The sequence below is a fragment of the Faecalibacterium taiwanense genome (assembly GCF_036632915.2).
In the GTDB taxonomy this organism is placed as follows: Bacteria; Bacillota; Clostridia; order Oscillospirales; family Ruminococcaceae; genus Faecalibacterium; species Faecalibacterium taiwanense.
Window position 1 is genome coordinate 149,092 of record NZ_CP155552.1, and the last position, 26,424, is coordinate 175,515.

Sequence of the window (26,424 nt, forward strand, 5' to 3'; positions counted from 1 at the left end):
TGCAACAACGACGACCGCGGCCAGTGGCCGATGCAGGGAGGAGTTGTTGGGGCAGCGGCCAGCAAGACGCAAGTGCCGCCCAAGGCACGCGCGGATGCTGGGAGCCGCAACCCGGAGCACTAAAAAAGAGCCCACTGGGCTCTTTTTTGCCGCCTGCGGGCGGCCGTGTTCCTTCGATTCCTCGTACGGGTTGCATGAAACAGCCACCACATTAGACATTCCTACAGGATGGGACCCGAACACTAAAAAAGAGCCCACTGGGCTCTTTTTTGCCGCCTGCGGGCGGCCGTGTTCCTTCGATTCCTCGTACGGGTTGCATGAAAAAATCCCTGATCCTAAGATCAGGGATTTTATTCATGACCCGTACGGGAATCGAACCCATGTTACAGCCGTGAAAGGGCCGTGTCTTAACCGCTTGACCAACGGGCCTTAGAAATACAGAGCTTCGCTAAAACCTCCGACTTCCATCGTCCACTACTGCAGACGACCGTCCCCCTAACCTTAGCGAAACTCTGTAAAAGTGGTAGCGGTAACTGGATTTGAACCGGTGACACTTCGGGTATGAACCGAATGCTCTAGCCAACTGAGCTATACCGCCACATATTGTTTGTGCACTTGAACAGTGCTCTATTATTATACCCACAGATACCCCTTTTGTCAACACATATTTTTAAAAAAATCATATTTTTTCGTGTCGTCCAAAATACAAACGGAGATACGTAAAAATCCCGCTTTCCATTGAATAGAAAGCGGGATTTTTCAACCATTTATCCGAGCCTTGTGGAAAAGCCGGTCAATTCTTCAGCCCTTCTTGTGGGTGGGGACCATGACCTTCAGGCCGCCCATATACGGCTGCAGCACTTCGGGGATGGTCACGGTGCCGTCGGCCTGCAGATGGTTCTCCAGGAAGGCGATCAGCATACGCGGAGGTGCCACGCAGGTGTTGTTCAGGGTGTGGGCCAGATAGGTCTTGCCGTCCTTGCCCTTCACGCGGATGTGCAGGCGGCGTGCCTGTGCATCGCCCAGGTTGGAGCAGGAGCAGACCTCGAAGTACTTCTGCTGGCGGGGGCTCCATGCTTCGATATCGCAGCTCTTCACCTTCAGGTCGGCCAGGTCGCCGGAGCAGCAGTTCAGCTGACGCACCGGGATCTCCATGCTGCGGAACAGCTCCACAGAGTTCTTCCACAGCTTCTCGTACCAGTCAGCGCTCTCGTCGGGGCGGCAGACCACGATCATTTCCTGCTTCTCGAACTGATGGATGCGGTAAATGCCGCGCTCCTCGATGCCGTGAGCGCCCTTTTCCTTGCGGAAGCAGGGGCTGTAGGAGGTCAGGGTCAGGGGCAGAGTGGCCTCGTCCAGAGTCTGGTCGATGAAGCGGCCGATCATGGTGTGCTCGCTGGTACCGATCAGGTACAGGTCCTCACCCTCGATCTTATACATCATGGCATCCATTTCCGGGAAGGACATGACACCCTGCACCACGTTGCCGTGCATCATGAAGGGAGGGATCACATAGGTGAAGCCCTTGTTGATCATAAAGTCGCGGGCATAGGCCAGCACAGCCTCGTGCAGGCGGGCGATGTTGCCCAGCAGATAGTAGAAACCGTTGCCGGCCACGCGGCCTGCAGCGTCCATATCGATGCCGTCGAAGCTCTCCATGATCTCGGTGTGGTACGGAATGGGGAAATCGGGCACCACAGGCTCACCAAAGCGCTGTGCTTCCACGTTGTAGGTATCATCCGGGCCGATGGGCACGCTGGGATCGATCATCTGCGGAATGGTGTACATGATCTCCTGAATGCGTGCGGACAGGGTCTCTTCTTCCTTTTCCAGCTCAGCCATCTTGTCGGCGTCGGCCTTGACGGCGGCATTGTTGGCATCGATCTGAGCCTGCAGCTCAGCCTTCTGTGCCTCATCAGTGCACTTCTTCAGCTGGCCGAACAGGGGGCCGTTGGCCTTGCTCAGCTTGTTGCGGGCAGCCTTGAGGGCTTCCACTTCCTTCAGGCATGCGCGGTACTTGGCATCCTTCTCGATGACCTCGTCCACCAGCGGCAGCTTTGCGTCCTGGAACTTCTTCTTGATGTTTTCCTTGACAGCGTCCGGGTTTTCACGGACAAATTTGATATCAAGCATGATTGACTCTCCTTGCTCTATTTCGGTTCGCACAGAAGATCCCCTCCCCTGTGCCGTTCAAAGACGGTCGCCCGCCTTGGATCGCTTTATTCTTCGTTCTGGTACTGTCCCAGCAGGTTGGCAAAGGCCCGCAGCTGCTCGTCTGAATAGAAATGCACGGTCAGCTTGCCCTTGCCGTCGTGGTAGGCCACGTTCACCTCGCTGCCCAGCACCTGCTTGAGACTTTCTTCCACCTCCACCGGCAGAGTGCCCCGCGGCTTGGGTTCTCTGGGCTCCTTTGCGGGCTTTGCCAGCTTTTTGCACAGCGTCTCGGCCTGACGCACGTTCAGCTGGTTGTCCGCAATGATCTGCGCCGCCTGCTCCTGCAGCTCCGGTGTGGGCAGGCTCAGGATCACCTTTGCGTGGCCGATATTGATAAAGCCGCTTTTCAGCAGTTCCAGCACGTTTTCCGGCAGGTTCAGCAGGCGCAGGCTGTTGGCCAGTGCGCTGCGGCTCTTGCCCAGCTTCTGTGCCGCCTGCTCCTGCGTCAGGCCGCAGCGGGTCATCAGCTCCCGGATGCCGGTTGCTTCTTCCACCGGGTCCAGATCCTCGCGCTGCAGATTTTCCACCAGAGCCAGCTCCATGGCCTGCTCGTCGCTGACCTCCTTAATGACCACCGGCACATCGTTCAGCCCTGCCATGCGGCAGGCACGCCAGCGGCGCTCACCCGCCACGATGCTGTAGCCGCCGCGCGGGCGCGGACGCACCGCGATGGGCTGCAGCAGACCATGCTCTGCAATGCTGGCCGCCAGCTCGCCCAGCGCCTGTTCGTCAAAGGTCTTGCGCGGCTGTTCCGGGTCCGGTTCGATCTCACGCAGAGGCAAGGTGTCTACCTTTGCTCCGGACTCAAAAACCGGGGCGGCATCTTCAAACAGACTGTCCAGCCCGCGGCCAAGTCCTCCTTTTCCTCTTGCCATTCATGTTCCCCCTGAGGTTTAATCTTCCAGAGCATTTTTCGTCTGCTCTGCGACGGGTGCACTTTTTCTGTGGGCCTTTTTGGGCTCGTGCGGGCGGTTGTTCTTGACAAATTCGATTGCCAGATCCATGTATGCTTCGCTGCCCTTGCCCTTGGGCTCATAGAAATTGATGGGCTGGCCGTAGCTGGGTGCCTCCGAAATGCGGATGGAGCGCGGGATGGTGGTCTTGTACACCTTGGAGCCGAAATACTTCTGCACCTGCTCCACCACCTGCACGGTCAGGTTATACCGCAGCGAGAACATGGTGAACACCACGCCCTCGATATCCAGATACGGATTGTACTTTTTGCGAATGGTCTTTAAGGTGCTGATCAGCTCCGAAAGACCCTCCAGCGCGTAATACTCACACTGCACCGGAATGAGAACGCTGTCGCAGGCACTCAGGCCGTTCAGGGTGAGCAGGTCCAGACTGGGCGGACAATCGATAAAGATGAAGTCATAGTCCTTCTGCACCTCGGCCAGCGCCTTGCGCAGGCGGCTCTCACGAGCGGGCAGGTCGATCATTTCCAGACTGGCACCGGCCAGACGGGTGTTGGAGCCGATGACATCGGTGCGGTACTCGGTCTTACGGATGGCCTCGGATGCCCGCGCCTCACCGATCAGGATCTCGTAGGTTCCCTTTTCCACGCTGCGCTTCGGGATGCCGTAGCCGGTGGTGGTATTGCCCTGCGGATCAAGGTCTACGATGAGCACCCGCTTGCCCAGCGCCGCAACGCAGGACGACAGGTTGACGGCGGTGGTTGTTTTGCCAACGCCGCCCTTCTGGTTCGCAATTGCTACAATTTTTGCCACGCACAATTCTTCCTTCCGGGAAAATTTAATTGTTCCATGTGGAACATTCGCAGTCATGCCCGCCGGTTTCCCGTCCATACAGGCACCTTAACACCTAGTATAGCACATCCAAATCGGTTTTTGAACCATCTGAAGCGTTTTTCCGCTGGATTTTTAACTTTTAGAGGTGGGAAAATCAAAAACTGCACTGTTTCGGGAGACAAAACAAACGATTTTGAATGCGCGCCGGGAAGCTGGCTAGCCCTCTCAGTCAAGCCCTGTCGGGCTTGCCACCTCCCTCATAAGGGAGGCTTTGGCAGTACGGTAAAGTTTCTGGGCAGACCACAAAGCTTGCGGTTTCGCCAGAGGCTCCCTCTTTGAGGGAACTGTCGCGCAGCGACTGAGGGGCTTCCAATCGGCGGAACACAAAAAATCCTTTAGCGAAGCGACTTGGATTTTTTGTATGGAGCCCAACAGCTTTGGGGTTACTAGGGGCGAGCAGCCCCTAGTTCGTGCCTCCCGCGCCTCGAAAGTAGCGGGTGCTTTTCTGGTTCTCTTTTGGCACGCAAAAGAGAACGTACCCGGCGGCAATGCTTTAGCAAAAGGCATGAAACTTTAAACACGCGACTACGCTCTGCACGGGAGTTTCCTGTTCCACATGGAACAATTTTACCGTTCGGCGGCGGTGGTTGGGATGCGCACCGTATATTCGATATACCCGTCCTTCTCCTCCCGGTGGGCAGTGGCGGGCACACCATTATCGGTCATCAGACGGATGGCATGGTCGATGGTGTTCACAAAAATACGCACATCCTTGACCATCGAGATGCGGTGCCTGCCTTTTGCAGGGGTGTTGAGCAGCTGTTCAATGTAGAGGTCGGTCTGCCGGGCGTTCATGCGGCGCTTGGCAATGTTGATCAATGCTTCACTGCGGCGGTTCTCCGGCAGACGCAGCACCGCCCGGGCATGGCGCTCGGTGAGGCTGTTGTCCAGCACGAACTGCCGCTGGTCGGCGTTCAGCTGCAAAAGCCGCAGCTTGTTGGCAAGGGTGGGCTGCGCCATGCCCAGACGCTTGGCGGCTTCGGCCTGGGTGCAGTCCCACAGCACCATCACATCCTTTAAGCCCTGCGCCTGCTCAAAGGGGTTCAGGTCGGCCCGCTGGATGTTTTCCAGCAGACCCAGCGCGGCGGTGCGCTCATCGTCGTAATCACAGAGGATGGCAGGGATGGTGTTCATTTTAGCAAGGCGGCAGGCACGGAGCCGCCGCTCCCCGGCTACCAGCTCGTAGCCTCCATCCGACACTTTTCGCACCGAGATGGGCTGCAGCAGACCATTTTCACGGATGCTCTGGGCCAGCGCAGCCAGCTCCTGCTCGCTGAACTCCCGCCGTGCCTGAAACGGTGACGGCCTGATCTGATCGATGGGCAGGAAATAAATCTTGCCCGCCTGCTTTTTGCGTTCAAACATGGATACACGGCTCCTTTCGCGTGGTGGATGGGTTTTGTTTTTCACATTTTCCCGGGAAAGCGTGGAAAACTCAGGCTTCAGGCACAGTGTATCACACAAATAAAAACCCTGCCAGAAGTTTCGTTCGGCAGGGTTTTACAAAATTCTATCGATATTTCGTTATTTCAACGGGCTTTTCGCAATTTTTCCGCCGTTTCTGGGGTAGGCTGTCGGAGTCTGCGAAATCTTTTTGCACAGGATCAGGGTGCGGGTGTCGCCGCCCGGAAGGTGCAGAGTGCGGGTCTCTTTGTACTCGCCGCCCAGCTTTTTGATGGCACCGCGCGCTGCGGCCAGTTCTTCCTCACCGGAAGAGCCCTTCATGGCAAGGAAGTTTCCGCCTACCTTTACCAGCGGCAGGCAGTATTCGGCCAGCATGGGCAGCGCAGCCACAGCCCGGGCAGATGCCAGATCAAACTGTTCACGCCACGCCTTGCGGGCGGCTTCCTCGGCGCGCTCCTTTGCAAACTCCACGCCGGTCAAACCCAGCTGGGCACAGGCGTACTTCAAAAACTCCACCCGCTTGCCGGTGGGCTCCATCAGGGTCAGCTCCAGTTCCGGCTTGTAGATTTTGGTCACGATGCCCGGGAAGCCTGCGCCTGCGCCCACATCCACCATGCGGCCCGCCACTTCCGGCTGGCTGGCAAACAGCAGGCTGTCGAGGAAGTGCTTATCCTCGATCCCCTCGGGGTCGGTGATAGCGGTCAGGTTGACCTTCTGGTTGTAGTCCACCAGAATTTCGGCAAAGGCATCCAGCTGGTCCAGCTGGGTGCCGGTGAGAGTGATGTTCCATGTGGAACATTTTGCTTCAAGGCGCGGTTTATCGATCATACGCAGGTTTTCCTTTCTGTTATTCGCCGGTCAAGTGAACAAAGATCGGCTCGTGATGCACGGCAGGCAGGAAAGTTTCCAGCACATCTGCCGTTCGCAGCTTGAGCGAGGAGGTGTTGATGCAGGGGTGGCAGCCGAGGTACTCCCCTGCCTTTATGTCCTCATCCATCAGCAGCTGCACCTTATTTTCAGCATCATTGGCAAGGCCCATAATGGAGGAGGAGCCGGGCGTGCAGTCCAGATACTGCTCCATATCCTCGGGCGAGGCAAAGCTCAGGCGGGCAATGCCCAGCTGATGGGAAAGCTCTTTGGTTTTGAAGGGCTTGTCCCCGGGCATCATGAGCAGATAGAAGTTCGTCTTCTGCCGGTTGCACAGGAACAGGTTCTTGCAGACGGTGGCATTCAGGCAGGCATCGATCACATGGCAGTCCTCCATGGTGTCGGCCTTCATCCAGCCGTGGTCGGTGCGCCAGAATTGGATGCCCAGCTTGTCCAGCAGGTCATAGGTACGGATCTCTTTTTCCAGCCGCCCGGTGCAGTCGGCAGGACGGCCCTCGTAAAGCTTCAGTTCTTCCATTTTATTTTCCTCTCGCTGCCAGTGCAATGCTCAGCTGCGCCACATCGGAGGGCGATACGCCCGGGATGCGCCCCGCCTGACCGAGGTTCTTCGGCCGGATGCGGGCCAGCTTTTCGCGGGCTTCCAGCGTCAGGCCGGTCAGGTCGGAATATTCAAAATCATCCGGGATCAGGGTCTTTTCGTGCCGGGCCACGTCCCGGATCATCCGATCCTGCCGGGCAATGTAGCCCGCATACTTGATCTCGGTCTCCAGCCGTTCGGCCAGCATGGGGGTGATCTGCTCGCCCCAGCCGATGACACCGGCCAGCAGCGGATAGCTGATCTCCGGGCGGCGCAGCAGCTCTTCCGCAATGCCGCCCTCGGCAGCAGGGGCAAGACCGGCCGCTTCCATGGCGGTGCGCAGGTCTGCGGTGCGCAGATGCGTCTCGTGCAGGCGGCGGCGCTCCGCTTCCAGAATGCTCTGGGTGTGCTGGTACTTGGCCCAGCGGTCATCCTGCACAAGGCCGTATTCCCTGCCGATGGGGGTCAGCCGCTGGTCAGCGTTGTCCTGACGCAGGGTCAGGCGGTACTCGCTGCGGCTGGTCATCATGCGGTAGGGGTCCATGACCCCTTTGGTGACCAGATCGTCCACCAGCGTGCCCAGATAGCTGGTGTGGCGCGGCAGAATGAGCTGCTCTTTGCCCAGCGCATTGCGGGCGGCGTTCAGTCCGGCCAGCAGGCCCTGGGCGGCGGCTTCCTCGTAGCCGGAGGTGCCGTTGAACTGACCCGCACCGTACAGTCCCCGTACCACCTTGCTTTCCAGCGTGGCTTCCAGACTGGTGGGGTCCACGCAGTCGTACTCGATGGCGTAGGCCGGGCGCATGATCTCGATGTGTTCAAACCCTTTGATGCTGCGGTAGAAGGCGTTCTGCACATCCTCCGGCAGGCTGCTGGAGGCTCCCTGCAGATACATCTCTTCGGTGTTCTCGCCGCAGGGTTCCACAAAAATGGGGTGGCGGTCCTTGCCCGCAAAGCGCACCACCTTATCCTCAATGGAGGGGCAGTAGCGCGGGCCAACACCCTCGATCATGCCGCCATAGAGCGGGCTGCGCTGGATGTTATCCAGAATGATCCTGTGGGTCTCGGGGTTGGTGTAGGCGATCCAGCACTCCACCTTGTTGTGCATGGGTGCATCGGTCATAAAGCTGAAGGGCTGTAGCTCATTGTCCGGATCGCCGGGCTGGCATTCCAGCTTGGAAAAATCGATGCTGCGGCGGTGCACCCGGGCAGGGGTGCCGGTCTTGAACCGGCGCAGCGGCAGCCCGGCAGCCTTCAGGCTGTCGGTCAGGGCGTTAGCGGCGTGCATCCCGTCCGGGCCGGAGGCGTACCACGCATCGCCCACAAAAATTTTGCCGCCAAGGTTCGTGCCGGTGGCAATGACCACGCACTTGGCGCTGTATTCCCCGTTCAGCTGGGTCACAACGCCCTTCACACGGCCGTTCTCGGTCTCGATGCTCACAACCTCAGCCTGATGGATGGCAAGGCCGGGCGTGAGTTCCAATGCATGCTTCATATATTCATGGTAGCGCTTGCGGTCGGTCTGCACACGCAGGGCGTGCACCGCCGGGCCTTTGCCCTTGTTGAGCATCCGGCTCTGCAGATAGGTGGCATCTGCAGCAAGGCCCATCACGCCGCCAAGCGCATCCAATTCACGTACCAGCGTGCCTTTTGCCGTGCCGCCAATGCTGGGGTTGCAGGGCATGTTGCCAATGGCATCCAGACTCATGGTAAACACGGCCGTTCTCGCGCCCAGCGTTGCGGCGGCGTGAGCTGCCTCGATACCAGCGTGGCCGGCACCGATGACGATAACGTCATAATCTCCTAAGTGGTTCATATACTTTCGGGTTTCCTCTAACAAATGATTTAAAATGCCCTCCGTTTCACTCTGGGCATATTCAGCGGAAATACTATTTATATTTTGTAAATTGGAAAAATCTGCGGATTTTTCCAATTTACTTTTTCACAAAAAGGGGTCATAACGGGAAACGGCAGCTGCCGCGCTGGTTTCCTGCGGAAACGATTGCGTGGCGGGCAAGCATCCTAGCCCTCTCCGTCATGGCTTACGCCATGCCACCTCTCCCAAAGGGAGAGGCCTTGGCAAAGAGATGAAGTTTGCGTGGACTGCCAAAGGCTCTCCCTTTGAGCTGGCGCGTTAGCGCCTGAGAGGGCTAGGATGCTTGCCTGGGAGCAAACTCCCCCCTTCGCAGGATCACTTTCCCACGCAGAAACGTTCAAACACCTGTTCGATCACAGCTTCCGAGGCGTTCTCACCGGTCAGGTCGCACAGGGCGGCCAGTGCGTCGTCCACACAGACGGAAACGGCATCCAGCCCAAAGCCGCCTGCGGCAGCATCCAGTGCACCGGCCACAGCGTCCCGCGCACGCAGTGCGGCGGAAAGCTGACGCTGGCCGGACAGACTGGCGGCATGGGGGTCGATCTGGCTGGTACCCAGCAGGCGGGCCACCGCAGCGGAGATCACCTTGCGGCTCTCCTCTTCCTGACAGCACACCGGCAGCACCATGGCAAAGCAGGGTGCTATCCACTCTGCGTCAAATTGTGTCGGTTTATCCTCTTTGTTGATAAGTGCAATGGCTGGACGGCCTGTGCAACGCTGTGCAAGCTCCAGATCTTCCCGCGTGGGCGGCTCAGAGCCATCGAACACAGCCAGGATCAGGCCTGCCTCCTCCAGCTTTTTCCAGCTGCGGCGGATGCCCTCGGCTTCAATGGCATCTTCGGTCTCGCGCAGACCGGCGGTATCGAACAGATTCAGCTGGATATCCCCCAGCTGTACCGCCTGTTCCACCACGTCACGGGTGGTGCCAGCCACCGGCGTGACGATGGCCCTGTCGAACCCGGCCAGCAGGTTGAGCAGTGTGGATTTGCCCGCATTTGGTCTGCCCACAATGGCGCAGTCCACACCTTCGCGCAGGACGGTATCCGCCTGATAATTATGGATCAACTCGTCCAGCTCTGCCTTTACCCCACTCAGTACGCGGTGCAGATGGTCACCATCCAGCTCCGGCACATCTTCTTCGGGAAAATCCACCCATGCGGCAAGGTGAGCCTGAATGGCGGTAAGCGCTTCCTTCTGGGCACTGATCTTCTTTGCCAGCGCACCGCCCAGCGCGGCATTGGCCAGCGCGGCACCCTGACGGCCATCCGCCGAGATCAGGTCCATGACCGCTTCGGCCTGCGTCAGACCCAGCTTGCCGTTCAGGAACGCGCGGCGGGTGTACTCGCCGGGCGCGGCAGGCTGCGCACCGGCAGCAAGACAGGCTTCCACCAGACGGCGGGCCACGGCGCTGCCGCCATGGCAGGAAAGCTCCACCACGTCCTCGCCGGTATAGCTGTGGGGCGCGCGAAAAAACAGGGCCACCCCTCATCAAAGGCTTCGTCCCCTTCCCGGAATGTGCCGTACATGGCGGTGTAGCCTTTGGCATCCTCCACCTTTTTTGCGGCGTTGGCCGGGCGGAACACCCGGGCTGCTATGGGATAGCTCTCCGCACCGGAGAGCCGCACGACGGCAATGCCGCCTGCGCCCGGTGCTGTTGCAATGGCTGCAATGGTCGTTTCCTGCATGGTTTTTTCTGGCTTCCTTTCCGCGCCCGGTCTGGCCGCTTGCTCCCATCTGCCCACAGCAGCGAGACCAATACAGTTTCATTGTACCACGAAATGCTGCGGAATGGTACTGTTTTTTCAACCAATTCCCGGGAAACGGTTGAAAATCCGCCCGTTTCTCACACAAAAAAGGGGCTTTCCGTCCCAACACGGAAAGCCCCTTTTTACAAGAAACTGTTTTTTAGAACTTGGCGATATCCGCCGTGGTGATGGCCTTGCCAGGCAGCGTGCGTGCATCGGCATTCTCATTCAGGGCCAGCTTGCCCTCGCGCAGCAGCTGCACAGCCTTCTGGTGATCGGCAGCCTTCCAGTTGTTGCCCACGATCTTCCAGTTGTTGTTCACGTGCGGCTCAATGGTGCCGCCCTTCACGGTGCGGATGTACTCGCCCAGCAGCTCGCGGATGCCGCCCACGTCGCCACGCACATCGATCTCCAGCAGCTTGGGCAGCTCTTCGCCCGGCAGGAAGATGTCCGCAGCCGTCAGCAGCTGGGTGGTGGCGCGGTAGTTGTTCACTGCCACCACAAAGGTGTCGGTGTCCTTCACGGCCTTGCCGTTCGGCCACTTGAGGTTCTTGATGCGGTGGCCCGGCTCCTTGGAGACGTCCAGCTCGTAGTTGACACCCTCAAAAGCATCATACAGGTAGTAGCGCACCGAGGGGTCAAAGGCGATGGTCACTTCATCCGGCTTCCATGTCTTGAAGAAGGCAGCAGACCACTCCATGAAGCGGCGCAGCTGCTCGCCGGTCATCTGCAGCTTGTACAGGGTGTTCTGGTAGGTGTAGATGCTGGCCATATCGCACTTGCGGATGGTGCCCGCGCGCATCTGGGAGGTCATGGAGGTCAGGGCGGTAGCAGAGACCTGCGCACCGGTGTAGTACATCTGCACTTCGTTGATGAAGTCCAGCAGCGCGGTATCCTGCACCATGGCCTGCGGCAGGCAGTCGATCTCGTTTTCGGGGGCCAGATCGCCGCCCTTCAGCTCGCCAATGGGGGTAACAGCGTCTTCCTTGGCGCGGGTGTCGTAGGAGGCCAGCAGAGCGGTCAGCTCCGGATCGGGCTCGTACTCCTTGATCTGCAGGTTTTCAGAGGTGCGGTTCACGACCTTCCACTTACCGTCCAGCTGGCGCTCCAGATAGACGTGGATCTCGGACAGGGTGGCACCGGCGTTCTTGTTCTCCACCACCAGCACGTTGTTGATCATCATGTTGGGGATGCTCCTGTGGCCGTGGCCGCCCACGATCACATCAAACTCCGGGCAGGCATTTGCCAGATCGGTGACGCCGGAGCCATAGACACCGTACTCGTTCTCGGTATCCATGTGCATGACGCCGATCAGAACATCCACCTGATCCTTGATCTTATCAATGATCTTGCGGCTCTCGTCCACAGGGTTGGTGACCTTCCAGCCCTCCAGATTCTTGGCATCCCAGCGGATGATGTTGGGGGTGACCATGCCAATGACACCGATCTTGACAGTGCCCTTCTTGATGATGGTGTAGCCGTCGGCCAGCGGGGTGCCGTCCGGTGCGTAAACGTTGCCAGTGAGCACCTTGGCCTTCTGCTGTCCCATGACCTTTTTCAGCACATCCATGCCGTAGTTGTACTCATGGTTGCCAGTGGTCCAGATATCATAGCCGATGGCATTCATGGCAGCGATCATGGGATGCAGGTCATCGTTCAGGAACAGCTCTGCGGAGTTGGCCTGAATGGTATCGCCTGCATCCACCACCAGCGTGTTCCGGGTGCGGCACTGCTTGATGGCGGTCGCCTGCTGGGCCACACTGCCGGAAGCATCTGCCTTGTTGGCAGCGTAGTCCCATGGGTCGAATTTGCCGTGGGTATCGCTGGTGGCAAGGATCTGCAGATCCATGCTCCACAGGGACTTGATGTCACAGGCGGCTGCAGAGGGTGCCATGCAGCTGGCGGCTACGATGGTGGCAGATGCCCCTGCACCACGCAGGAAGCTGCGGCGGGAGATCTTGTTCTGAGCCATAGTTGAATACCTCTCTTTTCATCATTCTGTCTGTTCTTCACGAACAGAACGCTCTTGACTACAGTATAAATCCTTGACCAATTGTTTTACAATTGCTATTTAAGAGAAAGATTTCGGCAAAAAACAGGCAAATCCTCCAAATTTTGAGAAGAATGACTTTTTTATGCTCAGTATACCGCAACAGCTGCCCGACCCGAAACCACCTTGGCGTCAGTTTTGGGTAAAATCCTTTTTGCGTGAAAAAGGTCTCCGGAAAATCCGCAGATTTTCCGGAGACCCTGATTTCAAAAGTAGTTCCGTATTACAGCTCGATTTTGCCAAAGCTGAAATTGGCAAAATCATCCACCCGCTCGGTGCGCTTGGGTGCTACCGGTGCTGCATTCTCGGCATCACGGGGTGCATAGGTACGCTCCGGCACGCCGGAAGGCCGCGGGCCGCGGGGTGCACCATTGCGGCTGCCACGGTAACCGCCGCGGTTTCCATTGTGGTCGCCATGCTCAGAACGGTTCCCGCCGCGATAACCGCCATTGCGGCTGCCGCCGGGACGACGGCCATTGCCGCGTCCGCCGCGGGGACGGCGCTCGCCATAGGTGTTCTCGGTCTGTGCATCGGGTGCGGTGGAGTAGATGACCACACGGCGGTCACGGCCTTCGCCCTTGCTCTCGCTGCGCACGCCCTCCATCTTGCTGATGGCAGAGTGGATGATGCGGCGCTCGTAGGGGTTCATGGGTTCCATGGCAAAGCTGCGGCCGGTCTTGCGCACCTTGGCACCAATGCGCTGTGCCAGTGCGGTCAGGTCGCTCTCGCGCTTATCGCGGTAGCCGGCCACATCCAGACCCAGCTTGATGTAATCGCCCTCCAGACGGTTTGCCACAAGGCTTGCCAGATAGGAAAGGCTCTCCATGGTCTCGCCGCGGCGGCCGATGAGGGCACCCAGCTTTTCACCGTCCAGACGGATGATGGTAGCTTCGCCCTTCTGCACAGCGCTGAAGGTGACATTCTCCACGCCCATCAGGGCAATGACCTCACGCAGGTAGTCCACAGCAGCCTTGATCTTAGCGTTCTCTTCGATCACGATGGGGACTTCCGGCTCCTCTTCCTCGGCAGCGGGCTGCTCTGCAGCAGCTTCTGCAGCGGGGGCAGCAGGTTCTTCGGCCTTTGCTTCCGGCTGTGCTGCCGCAGCAGCAGGCTCCTCTGCCACGGGAGTGGCCTTGACAGCCTCCTGCACGGGAGTCTTTTTCTCAACAACAGGCTCAGCGGGTGCTGCAGCCGGAGCGTCCGGCTCCTCCACGCTCACGCACACCTTAGCGGGGGTGAGCTTCAGGCCCAGAAAACCAGTCTTCTGGGGCATTTCCAGCACTTCGCAGCTGACATTCAGATCATCGGCCTGCACGCCCAGCAGAGCGCAGGCTTTTGCGCGGGCTTCATCGACCGTTTTGCCGGTCGCTTCCTGCTTACGGATCATAACCGTTCATCCTCCTCTTATTCTTTATCCTGCTTGTTCAGCTCGCTCAGCGGCACGGTACGCTCGTCCTTGTAGCGCTCCTCGTCCAGCTGGCGGGCATACTCCAGACGGCGCTTGTTCATCTCGCTGGCGGAAAGGTTCTTTTCCGTGGTCTTGCCGGTCTTGGGATCGGTGACCTTGACGGTAGTGTTCTTCACACCGCGTTTTTCCTGCTTTTTCTTTTCTGCGATCTGCGCTTCGATCTCCTTGCGCATCTTATCGGGGTCGTACACCTTGCGCATGACCTGAGTCTGCACGGTCATCACGATGTTGGAAATGACGTAGTACAGAGAGAATGCCAGAGGATAGGTGAAGCAGAAGAACAGGTACATCAGCGGCATCATATACATGGTCAGCTTCATGCTGCCCTGCATCTGCTGGCCGCTGGCCTTCATGCTGATATGGGTGGACAGGAGCATGGTGATGACCGACAGCAGCGGCAGCACGATGTCCAGAGAAAGGCCCAGCTTGGGGATGCGGGTCAGGTCGATGCCGAGGAAGTTCATGTGCTGGCTGAACTCGGTAATGGTAGCGATCTGCTCGGCGCTGAAGCAGCCCAGCACACCGCCGTTGCCAGCAACCACCTGTGCGATGATGTTGGTATCGCGGGTGATGGCGGTAAAGGCGACGCCGGAGGCGGTCAGGGCCTCACCGGCGGCGGTCAGAGCCGCAGCACTGATGTGGAAGATGCGCTCCAGCGGATTGTACACGACACCGATAACGCCGAACATGACAAGGAAGTTCAACAGCATGGGCACGCAGCCTGCGGTGGGGTTATAGCCGTAGTCCTGCTGCAGCTTGAGCATTTCTTCCTGCTGCTTTTCGGGCTTGTCCTTGTACTTGGTCTGGATCTCCATCATCATGGGCTGGAAGGCCGACATTTTAGCCATGCTCTTCTGCTGGCTCAGCTGCAGAGGGATCTTGACGATGTTGATGAGCAGCGTGAAGATGATGATGTCCCAGCCGTAGCTCGGGAGCAGCTTGTAGATCCACTCCATGACATAGCCGAGAGGACCGCTCAGGATGTAAAAGAAGTTCATACCTTTGTCCATTCTGCCCCGTCTGTGGCACGGGACTTGTTATTTTTATCGTAGGACACGCTGCCCACAGTGCACCGCGTCACAAGAAGCTTTATTATCTAAAATGCCCTCCGCGTTGCTCTGGGCATAAATAGCGGAAATAAAATTTTAATTTCGTAAATCGAAAAAATCTGCGGATTTTTTCGATTTACATTTTCACCGGAGAGTGGCGTAACGGTAAACGGCATATGCTGTTGCCCTTACGTTTCGTCGCGCAGCGACTTTAAATCGGCGGAACACAAAAAATCCTCTAGCGCAGCGGCTTGGATTTTTTTGTATGGAGCCCAACAGCTTTGGGGTTACTAGGGGCGAGTAGCCCCTAGTTCGTGCCTCCCGCGCCTCGAAAGTAGCGGGTGCTTTTCTGGTTCTCTTTTGGCACGCAAAAGAGAACATACCCGGCGGTGCTGCATTTTGCAAAAACCATGAAACTTTAAACACGCGACTACGCTCTGCGCAGGAAACCTCTATATTTTTTTCCACCTTTTGCTTGTGCCGTGTGGAAAACAGCCTTGCGGGCTGCAGCCGGCGGGCAGGGTTCTGCCAGCGGCCCGGCTCCGGCACCGGGTCAAAGCCCCATTTGCCGAAGGGATTGCACCGGGCGATGCGCCATGCCCCCAGCAGGATGCCCTTTACGCACCCATGGGTCATGATGGCCTGCATGGTGTAGTTGCTGCAGCTGGGCGTAAAACGGCAGCTGCGGCCGATCCATGGGCTGAGAGTGTACTGGTAGGCCCGGATGGGCACGCACAGCGCGCGGCGGCAGATGTACTGCAGGCGGTTCATGCGTCCGGCTTTTCCACCTGTGCCCTGCGTGCCGGGGGCACGGTGGCAGGGGGCGGCGCATCCGGCCGTTTGGCCTTATCCGGCAGACCGGCCTGTGCAAACAGCTTTGCCACAACGCTGCTCAGCTGCCAGCTCTTCAGCCGCGGGGTCATACCGCGGGCTACAAAGATCAGATCATAGCCGCCGATGTTGTAGTCCAGATGCTCGTCGATGGCCGCCTTCATCACGCGGCGGGCACGGTTGCGCTGCACGGCGTGGCCGATCTTTTTGGTGGCGGTCAGACCCACGCGGGTCTTTTTGCTGCGGGTCTTGAGCACATACATCACAAGACCGGGGTTCACATAGGATTTGCCGCGGGCATACACTCTGCCAAACTCGCTGTTGCGGCGGATGGGACGATAGCGCATGATTCCGCGCCTCCTTTCTGTGGCTGAGAACACGCCCCGAAGGGTGCATTCTTCAGCCAGTATATCAAAAATTTTTCGACTTTGAAAGCCCATGCGGGCATTTTTACGAAAATTCTTTCAATTTTCAAAAAAAAATAAGACCGCTAATCCAATATCAGCGGTCTTTTGTGCGCATATTCATTTCTGCGCCGGATCCCGTCATAAAAGGCCGGATCAGACAGTCAGGCTCTTGCGGCCCTTTGCACGGCGAGCATTGATGACCTTACGGCCGTTCTTGGTGCTCATGCGGGTCAGAAAGCCATGAACTTCCTTGCGCTGACGCTTCTTGGGCTGAAAAGTTCTCTTCATGGTTGTATCCTCCGTAAAAACTTATCCCCGGTATGGGGTCTGATGTGGTCCCAGATTGGGGACAGGCTTGCAATTCAACAGTATATCGCATAGTATGGCGTTCTGTCAAGCATTTTTTTCGCTTTCCTTCAAACTTTTTTGTGAAAAGATTTTCAACTTTTTCACCATTCTGCCGTGGAAAACTCTTTTGCCACAAGATATTGTGGCCCTGTTTTGCCCATGCCACAACGGCCGTGCAGGGGCTTTTCTTATGTATTATAAATTACATTATAGAAATATGGACGCACAGCGTTTTTTGTGGTATACTAACCTAGTATCAGCAGCATTGTTGAAAACTTTAACGGAGTGGATGTTTTATGGATTCTTTTAAGGACGTTTTAGAGGCCGCCCAGGCGTACTGCAAAACGCAGATGGCCGAGCCGACCTATAATCTCTATATCGACGGACTGGAGCCGATCAGCTTTGAGGATTCCAGCCACATCACCCTTTCGGTGCGCAACGACTTCATCTGCAAGATCGTGACGGACCGCTACCTTGGCCTGCTCAAGGAAGCCTTCAAGACCGTGCTGGGCTTCGACGTGGACATCACGCTGGTGGTGCCCAGCACGCCGCCGCACGAGGTGGTGCTGGCCCAGCAGTACGAGGCGAACCCCGCCTCCCCGCAGGGCAACTACGAGTTCACATTTGAAAACTTCATCAAAGGCCCTTCCAACCAGTTTGCGTTTGCTGCTGCACAGGCGGTTGCGGCCAATCCCTCCGGCGCATACAACCCGCTGTTCATCTACGGCGGCTCCGGCCTTGGCAAGACCCATCTGCTCACGGCCATCCAGACCGAGATCAAGCGCACCCACCCCGATTTCGTCATCATGTACGTTACCTGCGAACAGTTCACCAATGAGCTGATCGCCGCCATCCGCGCCGGCAGCACCGAGGACTTCCGCATGAAGTACCGCGTGGCAGACCTGCTGCTGGTAGACGATATCCAGTTCATCGCCGGCAAGGAGTCCACGCAGGAGGAGTTCTTCCACACCTTCAACTCCCTGCACGATGCCCACAAGCAGATCGTCATTGCCTCCGACCGCCCGGCCAAGGAGATCAAAAGTCTGGAAGAGCGTCTGCGCACCCGCTTTGAGTGGGGCCTGACCGCCGATGTGCAGCCGCCGGATTTTGAGACCCGCGTGGCCATCGTCAAGCGCAAGGCAGAGCTTTTGCATCTGGACCTGCCCGAGGATGTGGCCGAGTTCATTGCCAACCACCTGAAGAACAACATCCGCCAGCTGGAAGGCGCTGTAAAAAAACTGAACGCCTACTACATGCTGGAGGGCATCCAGCCGGTCATCAGTGTGGCCCAGAATGCCATCAAGGACATCCTCAACGAGACCCAGCCGGTGCCCGTGACCATCGAGAAGATCATCGGCGAGGTGTCCCGCACCTTCAACGTCTCCCCTGCCGACATCCGCGGCACCAAGCGCAACGCCAACGTTGCCTCTGCCCGCCGCGTGGCCATCTACATCCTGCGCGAGGTCACCGGCATGAGCATGGAAGAGATCGGCCGTGAATTCTCCGGCCGTGACCACTCCACCATCGTCTACTCCCTCAAGACCATGGAGCGTGACATGAAGAACGACCAGCACCTGCGCGAGACCGTGAGCGACATCATCAAGAACGTGAAGGCCTGACCGCAGAAATCGTGCAAAAGTCGTACTCATTTATGGGTGAAACCCCAAAATATGGGGAGAAAACGGAACAAAACGGGGAAAAAGAACCTATATCTTGTGGTAAAAACGCAAACCTTTCCACACTTTCCACAGAGTTTTCAACATTCAACCTCCGTTCTCCACATGGTCTGTGGAAAGAAAGACCTATCCCAACCTTTCCACGATCCATTCACAACACATTCACAACCCCGTGGAAACCAAAACCCCCGCATTCCGACAAGGCTTTTCGGGGTTTTCCACAAGTTCCCCACCCCCTACTACGGTTACTACAACAAGTTCAATAAGATAGACCGGTTCTGAAACTGTTTTCAAACACAAAACAACATCAGAAACGAAAAACAAAGGAGAGAATTCAGTTTGAACATCGTATGTGATAAAGTTCTGCTGAGCGCAGCCATCGATGGTGTGTCCAAAGCCGTCACCATGCGTTCTGCCATCCCTGTGCTGGAAGGTATCCTGCTGAAAGCCGAAGGCTTCCAGCTCAACCTCACCGGCTACGATCTGGAAATGGGCATCGTGACCACCATCGAAGCCAATGTCAAGGAAGCCGGCGAGGTGGTGCTGAATGCAAAGCTGCTCAGCAGCATGATCAGCCGGATGCCCGCCGGTCAGGTCAGCATCCTCTCTGCCGAGAACGGCAAGACCACCATCCAGAGCGGCGTAGTCCAGTTCGAGATCCAGTCTATGCCGGCCAACGATTTCCCCGAGCTGCCCAATACCGGAGCGGAAGAGACCCTGACCATCAAGACCGGCGTACTGAAAGATATGATCGATCGTACGTTATATGCTGTCAGTCAGGACGAGAAAAAGCCCGCCCACACCGGTGAGCTGTTCGAGATCCTGCCCGACAAGCTGACTGTGGTGGCACTGGACGGCTACCGTCTGGCCATCGTGGAACGCCCGGTGACGGCGGTAAAGGATATCCGCATCATCGTGCCCAGCAAGACCATGACCGAGGTCGCCCACCTGCTGCCCAACGACGACGAAGAGCCGGTGCACATCAGCGCCAACCGCCGCTATGTGGTCTTTATGGCCGGCGGCTACACCATCATGAGCCGTCTGATCGAGGGCGAGTTCCTCAACTACCGCAACGTGATCCCCGCCGACAGCCGCACCCGCGTGACCATCGACACCAAGGAATTCATCGAGACCATCGAGCGTGCTTCGCTGATTATTACAGAGCGTTTAAAAAATCCTCTCCGCATCTCCTTTACAGAGGGTAGAGTCGTGGTGCGCTGCCAGACCAACCTTGGCCGCGTGGTGGACGAGTTCAACGCCGACTGCGAGGGCGATGAAGTGGAGATCGGCTTCAACAACCGCTATCTGCTGGATGCGCTGCGCAACGCCCGCACCGAGAAGGTCCGCATGGAGATCAGCGGCCCTCTGAGCCCGGTCAAGGTGCTGCCTGCCGAGGGCAACGACTTTTTGTATCTGGTGCTGCCGGTGCGCTTCAAGAACGATTAAGAGGGCGAAATTATGCAGAAAATTCTCATCCATACGGAATTTATCAAGCTGGATGCCCTGCTGAAATATGCAGGCCTGTGCGAGACCGGCGGCGAAGCCAAAGAGCTGGTGCAGGGCGGTGCCGTGAAGGTGAACGGCGAGGTGTGCACCATGCGCGGCAAGAAGTGCCGTGCCGGTGATGTGATCGAGCTGGACGGCCAGACCGTGGAAGTGGGTCAGGGCCAGTAATGCGTCTGCTTTCACTGGAAGTTGCGAATTACCGCAATATTGCGGCAGCGCAGCTGGAACCTGGCCGGGAGCTGACCGTGATCTGCGGCAACAACGGTCAGGGCAAAACGAACCTGCTGGAGGCCATCTGGCTTCTGACCGGCGGCAAAAGCTTCCGGGGCGGCAAGGATGCCGAGCTTGTGCGCCGCGGAGAAACATTCGCGGTACTGGAGGCCGTCACCCAGCGCACCCGGCAGGAGGATCAGGAACCGGACGAACCGGCAAATGTGCGCATTACGGTGGGCACGCCGGATGCACAGCGCCCCGGCCGGTATGCATCGGTCAACGGCTCTCCGCCCAAGCGGGCGGCGGGCCTTGCGGGCAGCTTTCCGGCTGTGGTGTTCGACCCCGGGCACCTGAGCCTTGTAAAAGGTGCACCGGAAGGACGGCGGCGGTTTCTGGACGCGGCGCTGTGCCAGCTGTACCCCGGATACCTTGCCACCTACCGTCGCTATGTGCGGGCATTGCAGCAGAAAAACGCGCTTCTGCGTCATTCCGCAGGCGGCACGGAGCGCCCGTGGGCAGAAAAATGCGCCCTGCTGGAAGTGCTGAACGTGGAGCTTGCCGCACAGGGCGAGGCCATCCAGAAGCGGCGGCGGGAGTATCTGGCCCTGCTCACACCGCTGGCCTGCGCCAACTATGCCGAGCTTTCCCACGGGGCAGAGCGCATGGCGGTGCGGTATGCCGCCCAGTTTGAGCCGGGCGGGCTTTCCGCACTTTTGAAGCAGCGCCAGAACGACGAGCTGCGCGCCGGGCAGAGCCTGTGCGGCATCCACCGCGAGGACGTTGAGCTGCTGCTGGACGACCAGCCCGCAAAGGTGTTTGCAAGTCAGGGACAGCAGCGCAGCGTGGTGCTGAGCCTGAAAATGGCCGAAGCGGCTGCCGCTGCCCGGATCACCGGAGAGCACCCGGTGCTCCTGCTGGACGATGTGCTCAGCGAACTGGACGAGGGCCGCAAACAGTATCTGCTCACCCGCATGAAGGAAAAGCAGACATTCGTGACCAGCTGCGATGATACCGCGTTCCTGAAAACGGACGGCGAAGTGTACCGCATGAACGGCGGTGTGCTGAGCAAAGCATGAAGAAATGATGCAAAAGTACATGCAGCTGCCGGTGAATAAACGGCGCTTTTATGCATGAACTGCCAGAATGAGGAAAATACTGTATGTATATTCATCTGGGCCGTGACTACGTGCTGAATGACCGGGACATTATCGGCATCTTCAATCTGGAAACCACCACCATCACCCCCCGGGGCCGGGAGTTTCTGAACTACGCCCAGAAGAACGGCGCGGTGGTGAGCCTTTCGGACGAGCTGCCCCAGAGCTATGTTCTGGCAGACGGGGCCGTGGTGGACACGGTGTATCTTTCGGAGCTGTCGCCTGCTGCCATGCGGCGCAGAGCCGAAAAAATGATCGAGTAAACCAGCCAACAGGCGGAGAATATGCTCTGCTTTTACGATAGATCGAACAAAAATGCAAACATTGAACAAAAGGGAGAAAGGAAATGGCAGAAGAAATCATTACCAGCACAAATGCCGAAACCGCTACCGACCATGAGTATAATGCCAGCGAGATCCAGGTCCTGAAGGGTCTGGAGGCGGTGCGCAAGCGCCCGGGCATGTATATCGGTTCCACCGGCGAGCGCGGTCTGCATCATCTGGTCTACGAGATCGTGGACAACGCCATCGATGAAGCACTGGCCGGCTACTGCGACCACATCGAGGTGAAGATCCTGAAGGACAACATCATTCAGGTCACGGATAACGGCCGCGGCATCCCTGTGGACATTCAGGCAGACACCGGCCTGCCCGCCGTCACCGTCGTCTACACCATCCTGCACGCCGGCGGCAAGTTCGGCGGCGAGAACTCCGGCTACAAGGTGGCCGGCGGCCTGCACGGCGTGGGCGCTTCGGTGGTCAACGCCTGCTCCGAGTGGCTCACCGTCAACGTGCGCCGCGACGGCCACGAGTACGAGCAGACCTTCCGCCGCGGCGACCCGGACGGCCCGCTCAAGTGCATCGGCACCGTAGCCGATGGCGTCACCGGCACCCGGGTCACCTTCAAGCCGGACCCGGAGATGTTCCGGGATACCACCGTGTACGACTTCGACACGCTGGAAAAGCGCCTGCGGGAGGAAAGCTTCCTGAACGCCGGTGTCAAGATTACTCTGACCGACGAGCGCGAGATGTACACCCCCGTACTGGAGGACGGCAAGGAGGGAGAACCCTGCTACCGCACCGAGGTCATGTGCTACGAGGGCGGCATCAAGAGCTTTGTCACCTATCTGGGCGAGAAGCGCAAGCTGGACGTGCTGCACCCCAATGTGATCTACCTCAAGAGCCAGACCGACCGCGGCATGGCAGAGATCGCACTGCAGTATAATTCCAGCTACAACGAGCTGCTGCTGAGCTTTGCCAACAACGTCAACACCCCGGACGGCGGCACCCACGAGGAGGGCTTCAAGAACAGCCTGACCCGTGTGTTCAACGATTACGGCCGCAGCCACGGCCTGCTGAAGGATAAGGACGAGAACCTGTCCGGTGCGGACGTGCGCGAGGGCCTGATCTGCGTGATCTCTGTCAAGCTGCAGGAGGCGGAGTTTGAGGGCCAGACCAAGGCAAAGCTGGGCAACACCGAGATCCGCACCCTTGTTTCCAACATGGTCTACTCCAAGCTGATGGAATTCTTTGAGGAGAACCCCGGCGTGGCAAAGGCCATCTTTGAAAAGGCCACCCAGGCCGCCCGCGCCCGCGCCGCTGCCAAAAAGGCCCGCGAACTGGTGCGCCGCAAGAGCGCATTGGAGACCAGCCGGATGCCCGGCAAGCTGGCAGACTGCCGCGAAAAAGACCCCAGCCGTACCGAAATCTTCATCGTCGAGGGTGATTCTGCAGGCGGTTCCGCCAAGATGGGCCGCGACTCTGCCATTCAGGCCATCCTGCCGCTGTGGGGCAAGATGCTGAACGTGGAAAAGGCCCGCGCCGATAAAATTTACGGCAACGACAAGCTGATGCCCGTTGTACTGGCACTGGGCTGCGGCATTGGTGACGAGTTCGATATCTCCAAGCTGCGCTACGATAAAGTGTTCATCATGGCCGATGCCGATGTGGATGGCTCCCACATCTGTACCCTGATGCTCACCTTCTTCTTCCGCTATATGCGCCCGCTCATCGAGCAGGGCCATGTGTATGTGGCCCAGCCGCCCCTGTTCAAGGTGCAGAAGGGCAACACCATCAAATATGCCTATAACGACGCCGAAATGGCCGTGCTTTCGCAGGAGATGCCGGGTGCCAAGGTGAACCGCTATAAGGGCCTTGGTGAGATGAACCCCGAACAGCTGTGGGAGACCACCATGAACCCGGACAACCGCGTGATCGTACAGATCACCATTGACGACGCCGAGAAGGCCGACGAAGCCTTTACCATCCTGATGGGCGATCAGGTGGAGCCGCGCCGCCGCTTTATCGAGACCAACGCCCAGTACGCAAAGCTGGACGTGTAAGAAAACCCTCTCAGGCGCTGACGCGCCAGATTCCCCCTTTTGTCACCTACGGTGACATCCGTTCCCCTCTTTGTCACCTGCGGTGACATTTCTCCCCGGCCGGGGAGAATCTGTCCCGGAGCGGGGGAAGTCTTCCCTCAAGGGGGAGCTTCAGGCAAAAAGATAAACTTTTCCTTCTCACGCAAAAAAGCTCCCCCTTTTCGGGGGAGCTGGCAATGCCGTAAGGCATTGACTGAGAGGGTATGATCCTACGGAGGAAACAATGGAAGAAGATTATGTGATGATACCGGGCAGCGGAACCAAAAAGATCATCCGCGATGTGAAAAAGGAGATCGAGACCGCATTCCTGGACTACTCCATGTCGGTCATCGTGTCCCGCGCCCTGCCCGATGTGCGCGACGGTTTGAAGCCTGTTCACCGCCGCATTCTGTACACCATGCACGAGCGCGGCAACGACCCCAGCCATCCCTACCGCAAATCCGCCGACACCGTTGGTGCGGTGCTGGGCTCCTACCATCCCCACGGCGACGCATCGGTCTACGATGCCATGGTCCGTCTGGCACAGGATTTCTCTCTGCGCTATCCGCTGGTGGATGGTCAGGGTAACTTTGGTTCTGTGGATGGCGACCCCCCGGCTGCCTACCGTTACACCGAGGCCCGCATGAGCCGCATGGCGGTGGAGATGTTGACCGATATCGAGAAGGACACCATCGACTGGGACCCCAACTTTGACGAGACCAAGAAGGAACCCAGCGTGCTGCCCTGCCGCTTCCCCAACCTGCTGGTCAACGGCAGTCAGGGCATTGCGGTCGGCATGGCCACCAACATCCCGCCCCACAACCTGAGCGAGGTCATTGACGGCTGCATCGCCTATATCGACGATCCGGACATCGACCTGCCCGGCCTGATGGAATACATCAAGGGCCCGGACTTCCCCACTGCCGGCATCATTATGGGCCGCAGCGGCATCCGCGCCGCCTACGCCACCGGCCGGGGCAAGATCACCCTGCGGGGCCGCGCCACCATCGAGGAGACCAAGAACGGCCGCACCCAGATCATCATTACGGAAATTCCGTATATGGTCAACAAGGCCCGTCTCATTGAGAACATGGCCGACCTTGTCAAGGAGAAACGTATCGAGGGCATCACCGGCCTGAACGATGAGACCAACCGCAAGGGCATGCGCATCGTGGTGGACATCCGCAAGGATGCCAATGCACAGGTCATCCTGAACCAGCTGTACCAGTACACCCAGCTGCAGGATACCGTGGGCGTTATCATGCTGGCCATCGACCACAAGGTGCCGAAAGTGCTCACCCTGAAGCAGATGCTGCAGAAGTACGTGGAATTTCAGGACGAGGTGGTGCGCCGCCGCACCCAGTACGACCTGAAAAAGGCCAAGGAGCGCGCCCACATTCTGGAAGGCCTGAAGAAGGCCACCGACATCGTGGACGAGCTGATCGCCACCATCCGCGCCTGCAAGGGCGGCATGGCAGAGGCCAAGGCTGCCATCATGGAGCAGTTCGGCTTTGACGACCCGCAGGCAGATGCCATCGTCAAGCTGCAGCTGGGCCGTCTGGCAGGCCTTGAGATCCTGAAGATCGAGGAAGAGCTTGCCAGCCTGCAGGCCAAGATCGAGAACTGGGAGGCCATTCTGGCCGACGATGCCCGTGTGCTTGCCATCGTCAAGGACGAGCTGCTGGAAATGAAGAAGCGCTTCGGCGACGAGCGCCGCACCGAGATCCAGTCCGTGACCGGTGAGGTGGATATCGAGGATCTGATCGCCGAGGAGCAGTGCGTCTACACCCTGACCGAGGCCGGCTATATCAAGCGCCAGCTCAAGGCCACCTATCAGGCACAGCGCCGCGGCGGACGCGGCATCTCCGGCATGACCCGCAAGGAAGAGGACATCGTGCAGGAGATGTTCGTAGGCTCCACCCACGACTATGTGCTCTTTGTCACCGACCGGGGCCGTCTGTTCCGCATCAAGGGCTACACCATTGCCGAGGGCAGCCGCACCAGCAAGGGCAGCAACATCGTCAACCTGCTGCAGCTGGCCGAGGGCGAAAAGGTCACCAACATGATCTGCCAGTCGAAGGAAGCCGACACCGAGGGCGGCTTTGTGACCATGGTCACGAAGCAGGGCCTCATCAAGCGCACCCCGCTGGAGCAGTATGCCAATATTCGCAAGTCCGGCCTGATCGGCATTGCCCTGAACGAGGGCGATGCACTGGCATGGACACGCCTGACCTCCGGCCACGATATGCTCATCGTTGCCACCCGCAACGGTCAGGCCATCCGCTTCAACGAAGCCGATGCACGTCCCATGGGCCGCAGCGGCCACGGCGTGCGCGCCATCCGTCTGGCCGAGGGCGATGAAGTTGTGGGCGTGTGCATCTGCCGCGAGGGCGGCACGGTGCTCACCGTCACCGAGAACGGCAAGGGCCGCCGGTCGGACATCGACACCTACCGCATCACCGCACGCGGCGGCAAGGGCATCCGCAACTACGACGCCGCCAAGGATAAGGTGGCTGCGGTCAAGATCGTGGACGATGTGGACGACGTGCTGCTGAGCAGCCAGGAGGGCATCATCATCCGTCTGCACGCCAATGAGATCCCGCTGCAGAGCCGCTACGGCTCCGGCGTGCGGGTAATGCGTCTGGGCGAGAACGACAAGGTGATGGTGCTGGCCCGCACCGACCACGACGACGAGGCACAGACCGAACAGATCGATACCTCCGATGCTGATGCAGAGCCGACTGCCGAGCAGCTTGCCGCCATGGAAGCCGCGGATGCTGCCGCCGCTGCAGAAGCCCCGGAAGCAGACGATAAGGGCGAAGAGTAAACCTTGAAAACACAATAAGATTTGAAA

At 58.4% G+C, this 26,424-nt stretch carries 20 protein-coding genes, 2 tRNA genes and 1 pseudogene; 7 read left to right on the forward strand and 16 right to left on the reverse strand.

The window, feature by feature from the left end:
- Window positions 1-357: 357 nt before the first annotated feature.
- The 16 genes and pseudogenes from PXT33_RS00685 to rpmH form a co-directional block, all read right to left on the reverse strand.
- Window positions 358-429: transfer RNA gene (locus PXT33_RS00685), tRNA-Glu, on the reverse strand.
- A gap of 92 nt (window positions 430-521) precedes the next feature.
- A tRNA-Met gene (locus PXT33_RS00690) sits at window positions 522-598 on the reverse strand.
- A gap of 203 nt (window positions 599-801) precedes the next feature.
- Window positions 802-2,133 carry a serine--tRNA ligase gene (serS, locus tag PXT33_RS00695; protein WP_005937144.1) on the reverse strand — a complete coding sequence of 444 codons (1,332 nt, stop codon included), beginning with the start codon at window positions 2,131-2,133 and terminating at the stop codon, window positions 802-804.
- Between the two features lie 86 nt (window positions 2,134-2,219).
- Complete coding sequence (locus PXT33_RS00700) at window positions 2,220-3,089, reverse strand: ParB/RepB/Spo0J family partition protein (protein ID WP_332375753.1); 870 nt, start codon at window positions 3,087-3,089, stop codon at window positions 2,220-2,222.
- Between the two features lie 18 nt (window positions 3,090-3,107).
- Window positions 3,108-3,941 carry a ParA family protein gene (locus PXT33_RS00705; protein WP_291019079.1) on the reverse strand — a complete coding sequence of 278 codons (834 nt, stop codon included), beginning with the start codon at window positions 3,939-3,941 and terminating at the stop codon, window positions 3,108-3,110.
- A gap of 648 nt (window positions 3,942-4,589) precedes the next feature.
- On the reverse strand, window positions 4,590-5,387 hold the full coding sequence (locus PXT33_RS00710) for a ParB/RepB/Spo0J family partition protein (RefSeq protein WP_097774092.1): 798 nt from the start codon (window positions 5,385-5,387) through the stop codon (window positions 4,590-4,592).
- Window positions 5,388-5,546: 159 nt separating this feature from the next.
- Window positions 5,547-6,254 (reverse strand): 16S rRNA (guanine(527)-N(7))-methyltransferase RsmG, encoded by a 708-nt coding sequence (gene rsmG / locus PXT33_RS00715; RefSeq protein WP_207698885.1) that lies wholly within the window; start codon window positions 6,252-6,254, stop codon window positions 5,547-5,549.
- A 19-nt stretch (window positions 6,255-6,273) separates the two neighbouring features.
- On the reverse strand, window positions 6,274-6,831 hold the full coding sequence (locus PXT33_RS00720; RefSeq protein WP_337678554.1) for a prolyl-tRNA synthetase associated domain-containing protein: 558 nt from the start codon (window positions 6,829-6,831) through the stop codon (window positions 6,274-6,276).
- 1 nt (window position 6,832) lies between these two features.
- A complete protein-coding gene (gene mnmG, locus PXT33_RS00725; protein WP_332375754.1) occupies window positions 6,833-8,704 on the reverse strand; it encodes a tRNA uridine-5-carboxymethylaminomethyl(34) synthesis enzyme MnmG in 1,872 nt (623 codons plus the stop codon).
- 438 nt (window positions 8,705-9,142) lie between these two features.
- Window positions 9,143-10,449, reverse strand: a pseudogene (mnmE, locus tag PXT33_RS00730) (tRNA uridine-5-carboxymethylaminomethyl(34) synthesis GTPase MnmE); the annotation flags it as partial.
- A gap of 220 nt (window positions 10,450-10,669) precedes the next feature.
- Complete coding sequence (locus tag PXT33_RS00735; protein ID WP_223388459.1) at window positions 10,670-12,481, reverse strand: 5'-nucleotidase C-terminal domain-containing protein; 1,812 nt, start codon at window positions 12,479-12,481, stop codon at window positions 10,670-10,672.
- Window positions 12,482-12,782: 301 nt separating this feature from the next.
- On the reverse strand, window positions 12,783-13,946 hold the full coding sequence (gene jag / locus PXT33_RS00740; protein WP_223388458.1) for an RNA-binding cell elongation regulator Jag/EloR: 1,164 nt from the start codon (window positions 13,944-13,946) through the stop codon (window positions 12,783-12,785).
- Between the two features lie 17 nt (window positions 13,947-13,963).
- Window positions 13,964-15,025: a YidC/Oxa1 family membrane protein insertase gene (locus PXT33_RS00745; RefSeq protein ID WP_223388457.1), complete on the reverse strand. Its 1,062-nt coding sequence runs from the start codon at window positions 15,023-15,025 to the stop codon at window positions 13,964-13,966.
- Window positions 15,026-15,220: 195 nt separating this feature from the next.
- Window positions 15,221-15,847: a membrane protein insertion efficiency factor YidD gene (gene yidD / locus PXT33_RS00750; protein ID WP_347070424.1), complete on the reverse strand. Its 627-nt coding sequence runs from the start codon at window positions 15,845-15,847 to the stop codon at window positions 15,221-15,223.
- Entirely contained in the window at window positions 15,844-16,254 is a 411-nt protein-coding gene (gene rnpA, locus PXT33_RS00755) for a ribonuclease P protein component (RefSeq protein WP_332375757.1), read from the reverse strand. The genes yidD and rnpA overlap by 4 nt, the downstream gene beginning before the upstream one ends.
- A gap of 213 nt (window positions 16,255-16,467) precedes the next feature.
- Window positions 16,468-16,602 carry a 50S ribosomal protein L34 gene (gene rpmH / locus PXT33_RS00760; protein ID WP_005924258.1) on the reverse strand — a complete coding sequence of 45 codons (135 nt, stop codon included), beginning with the start codon at window positions 16,600-16,602 and terminating at the stop codon, window positions 16,468-16,470.
- A 356-nt stretch (window positions 16,603-16,958) separates the two neighbouring features.
- On the opposite strand from rpmH, the gene dnaA reads away from it, so the two are divergent.
- The 7 genes from dnaA to gyrA all read left to right on the forward strand — a co-directional run bounded on the left by dnaA (window position 16,959) and on the right by gyrA (window position 26,397).
- Window positions 16,959-18,281 (forward strand): chromosomal replication initiator protein DnaA, encoded by a 1,323-nt coding sequence (gene dnaA, locus PXT33_RS00765; protein WP_005937115.1) that lies wholly within the window; start codon window positions 16,959-16,961, stop codon window positions 18,279-18,281.
- Between the two features lie 396 nt (window positions 18,282-18,677).
- Window positions 18,678-19,784 carry a DNA polymerase III subunit beta gene (gene dnaN, locus PXT33_RS00770; protein WP_097776786.1) on the forward strand — a complete coding sequence of 369 codons (1,107 nt, stop codon included), beginning with the start codon at window positions 18,678-18,680 and terminating at the stop codon, window positions 19,782-19,784.
- 12 nt (window positions 19,785-19,796) lie between these two features.
- Complete coding sequence (locus tag PXT33_RS00775) at window positions 19,797-20,012, forward strand: RNA-binding S4 domain-containing protein (RefSeq protein WP_005937022.1); 216 nt, start codon at window positions 19,797-19,799, stop codon at window positions 20,010-20,012.
- A complete protein-coding gene (gene recF / locus PXT33_RS00780; RefSeq protein ID WP_332375760.1) occupies window positions 20,012-21,133 on the forward strand; it encodes a DNA replication/repair protein RecF in 1,122 nt (373 codons plus the stop codon). The genes PXT33_RS00775 and recF overlap by 1 nt, the downstream gene beginning before the upstream one ends.
- 83 nt (window positions 21,134-21,216) lie before the next feature.
- On the forward strand, window positions 21,217-21,474 hold the full coding sequence (gene remB / locus PXT33_RS00785) for an extracellular matrix regulator RemB (RefSeq protein WP_005937016.1): 258 nt from the start codon (window positions 21,217-21,219) through the stop codon (window positions 21,472-21,474).
- A gap of 83 nt (window positions 21,475-21,557) precedes the next feature.
- On the forward strand, window positions 21,558-23,552 hold the full coding sequence (gyrB, locus tag PXT33_RS00790; RefSeq protein WP_332375761.1) for a DNA topoisomerase (ATP-hydrolyzing) subunit B: 1,995 nt from the start codon (window positions 21,558-21,560) through the stop codon (window positions 23,550-23,552).
- A gap of 262 nt (window positions 23,553-23,814) precedes the next feature.
- A complete protein-coding gene (gyrA, locus tag PXT33_RS00795; RefSeq protein WP_120020807.1) occupies window positions 23,815-26,397 on the forward strand; it encodes a DNA gyrase subunit A in 2,583 nt (860 codons plus the stop codon).
- Window positions 26,398-26,424: the final 27 nt, after the last annotated feature.

Coding starts and splice junctions, on each gene's coding strand:
- serS (WP_005937144.1), bottom strand. CDS start 2,133: ATGCTTGATATCAAATTTGTCCGTGAAAACCCGGACGCTGTCAAGGAA.
- PXT33_RS00700 (WP_332375753.1), bottom strand. CDS start 3,089: ATGGCAAGAGGAAAAGGAGGACTTGGCCGCGGGCTGGACAGTCTGTTT.
- PXT33_RS00710 (WP_097774092.1), bottom strand. CDS start 5,387: ATGTTTGAACGCAAAAAGCAGGCGGGCAAGATTTATTTCCTGCCCATC.
- rsmG (WP_207698885.1), bottom strand. CDS start 6,254: ATGATCGATAAACCGCGCCTTGAAGCAAAATGTTCCACATGGAACATC.
- PXT33_RS00720 (WP_337678554.1), bottom strand. CDS start 6,831: ATGGAAGAACTGAAGCTTTACGAGGGCCGTCCTGCCGACTGCACCGGG.
- mnmG (WP_332375754.1), bottom strand. CDS start 8,704: ATGAACCACTTAGGAGATTATGACGTTATCGTCATCGGTGCCGGCCAC.
- PXT33_RS00735 (WP_223388459.1), bottom strand. CDS start 12,481: ATGGCTCAGAACAAGATCTCCCGCCGCAGCTTCCTGCGTGGTGCAGGG.
- jag (WP_223388458.1), bottom strand. CDS start 13,946: ATGATCCGTAAGCAGGAAGCGACCGGCAAAACGGTCGATGAAGCCCGC.
- PXT33_RS00745 (WP_223388457.1), bottom strand. CDS start 15,025: ATGAACTTCTTTTACATCCTGAGCGGTCCTCTCGGCTATGTCATGGAG.
- yidD (WP_347070424.1), bottom strand. CDS start 15,847: ATGAACCGCCTGCAGTACATCTGCCGCCGCGCGCTGTGCGTGCCCATC.
- rnpA (WP_332375757.1), bottom strand. CDS start 16,254: ATGCGCTATCGTCCCATCCGCCGCAACAGCGAGTTTGGCAGAGTGTAT.
- rpmH (WP_005924258.1), bottom strand. CDS start 16,602: ATGAAGAGAACTTTTCAGCCCAAGAAGCGTCAGCGCAAGGAAGTTCAT.
- dnaA (WP_005937115.1), top strand. CDS start 16,959: ATGGATTCTTTTAAGGACGTTTTAGAGGCCGCCCAGGCGTACTGCAAA.
- PXT33_RS00775 (WP_005937022.1), top strand. CDS start 19,797: ATGCAGAAAATTCTCATCCATACGGAATTTATCAAGCTGGATGCCCTG.
- recF (WP_332375760.1), top strand. CDS start 20,012: ATGCGTCTGCTTTCACTGGAAGTTGCGAATTACCGCAATATTGCGGCA.
- remB (WP_005937016.1), top strand. CDS start 21,217: ATGTATATTCATCTGGGCCGTGACTACGTGCTGAATGACCGGGACATT.
- gyrB (WP_332375761.1), top strand. CDS start 21,558: ATGGCAGAAGAAATCATTACCAGCACAAATGCCGAAACCGCTACCGAC.
- gyrA (WP_120020807.1), top strand. CDS start 23,815: ATGGAAGAAGATTATGTGATGATACCGGGCAGCGGAACCAAAAAGATC.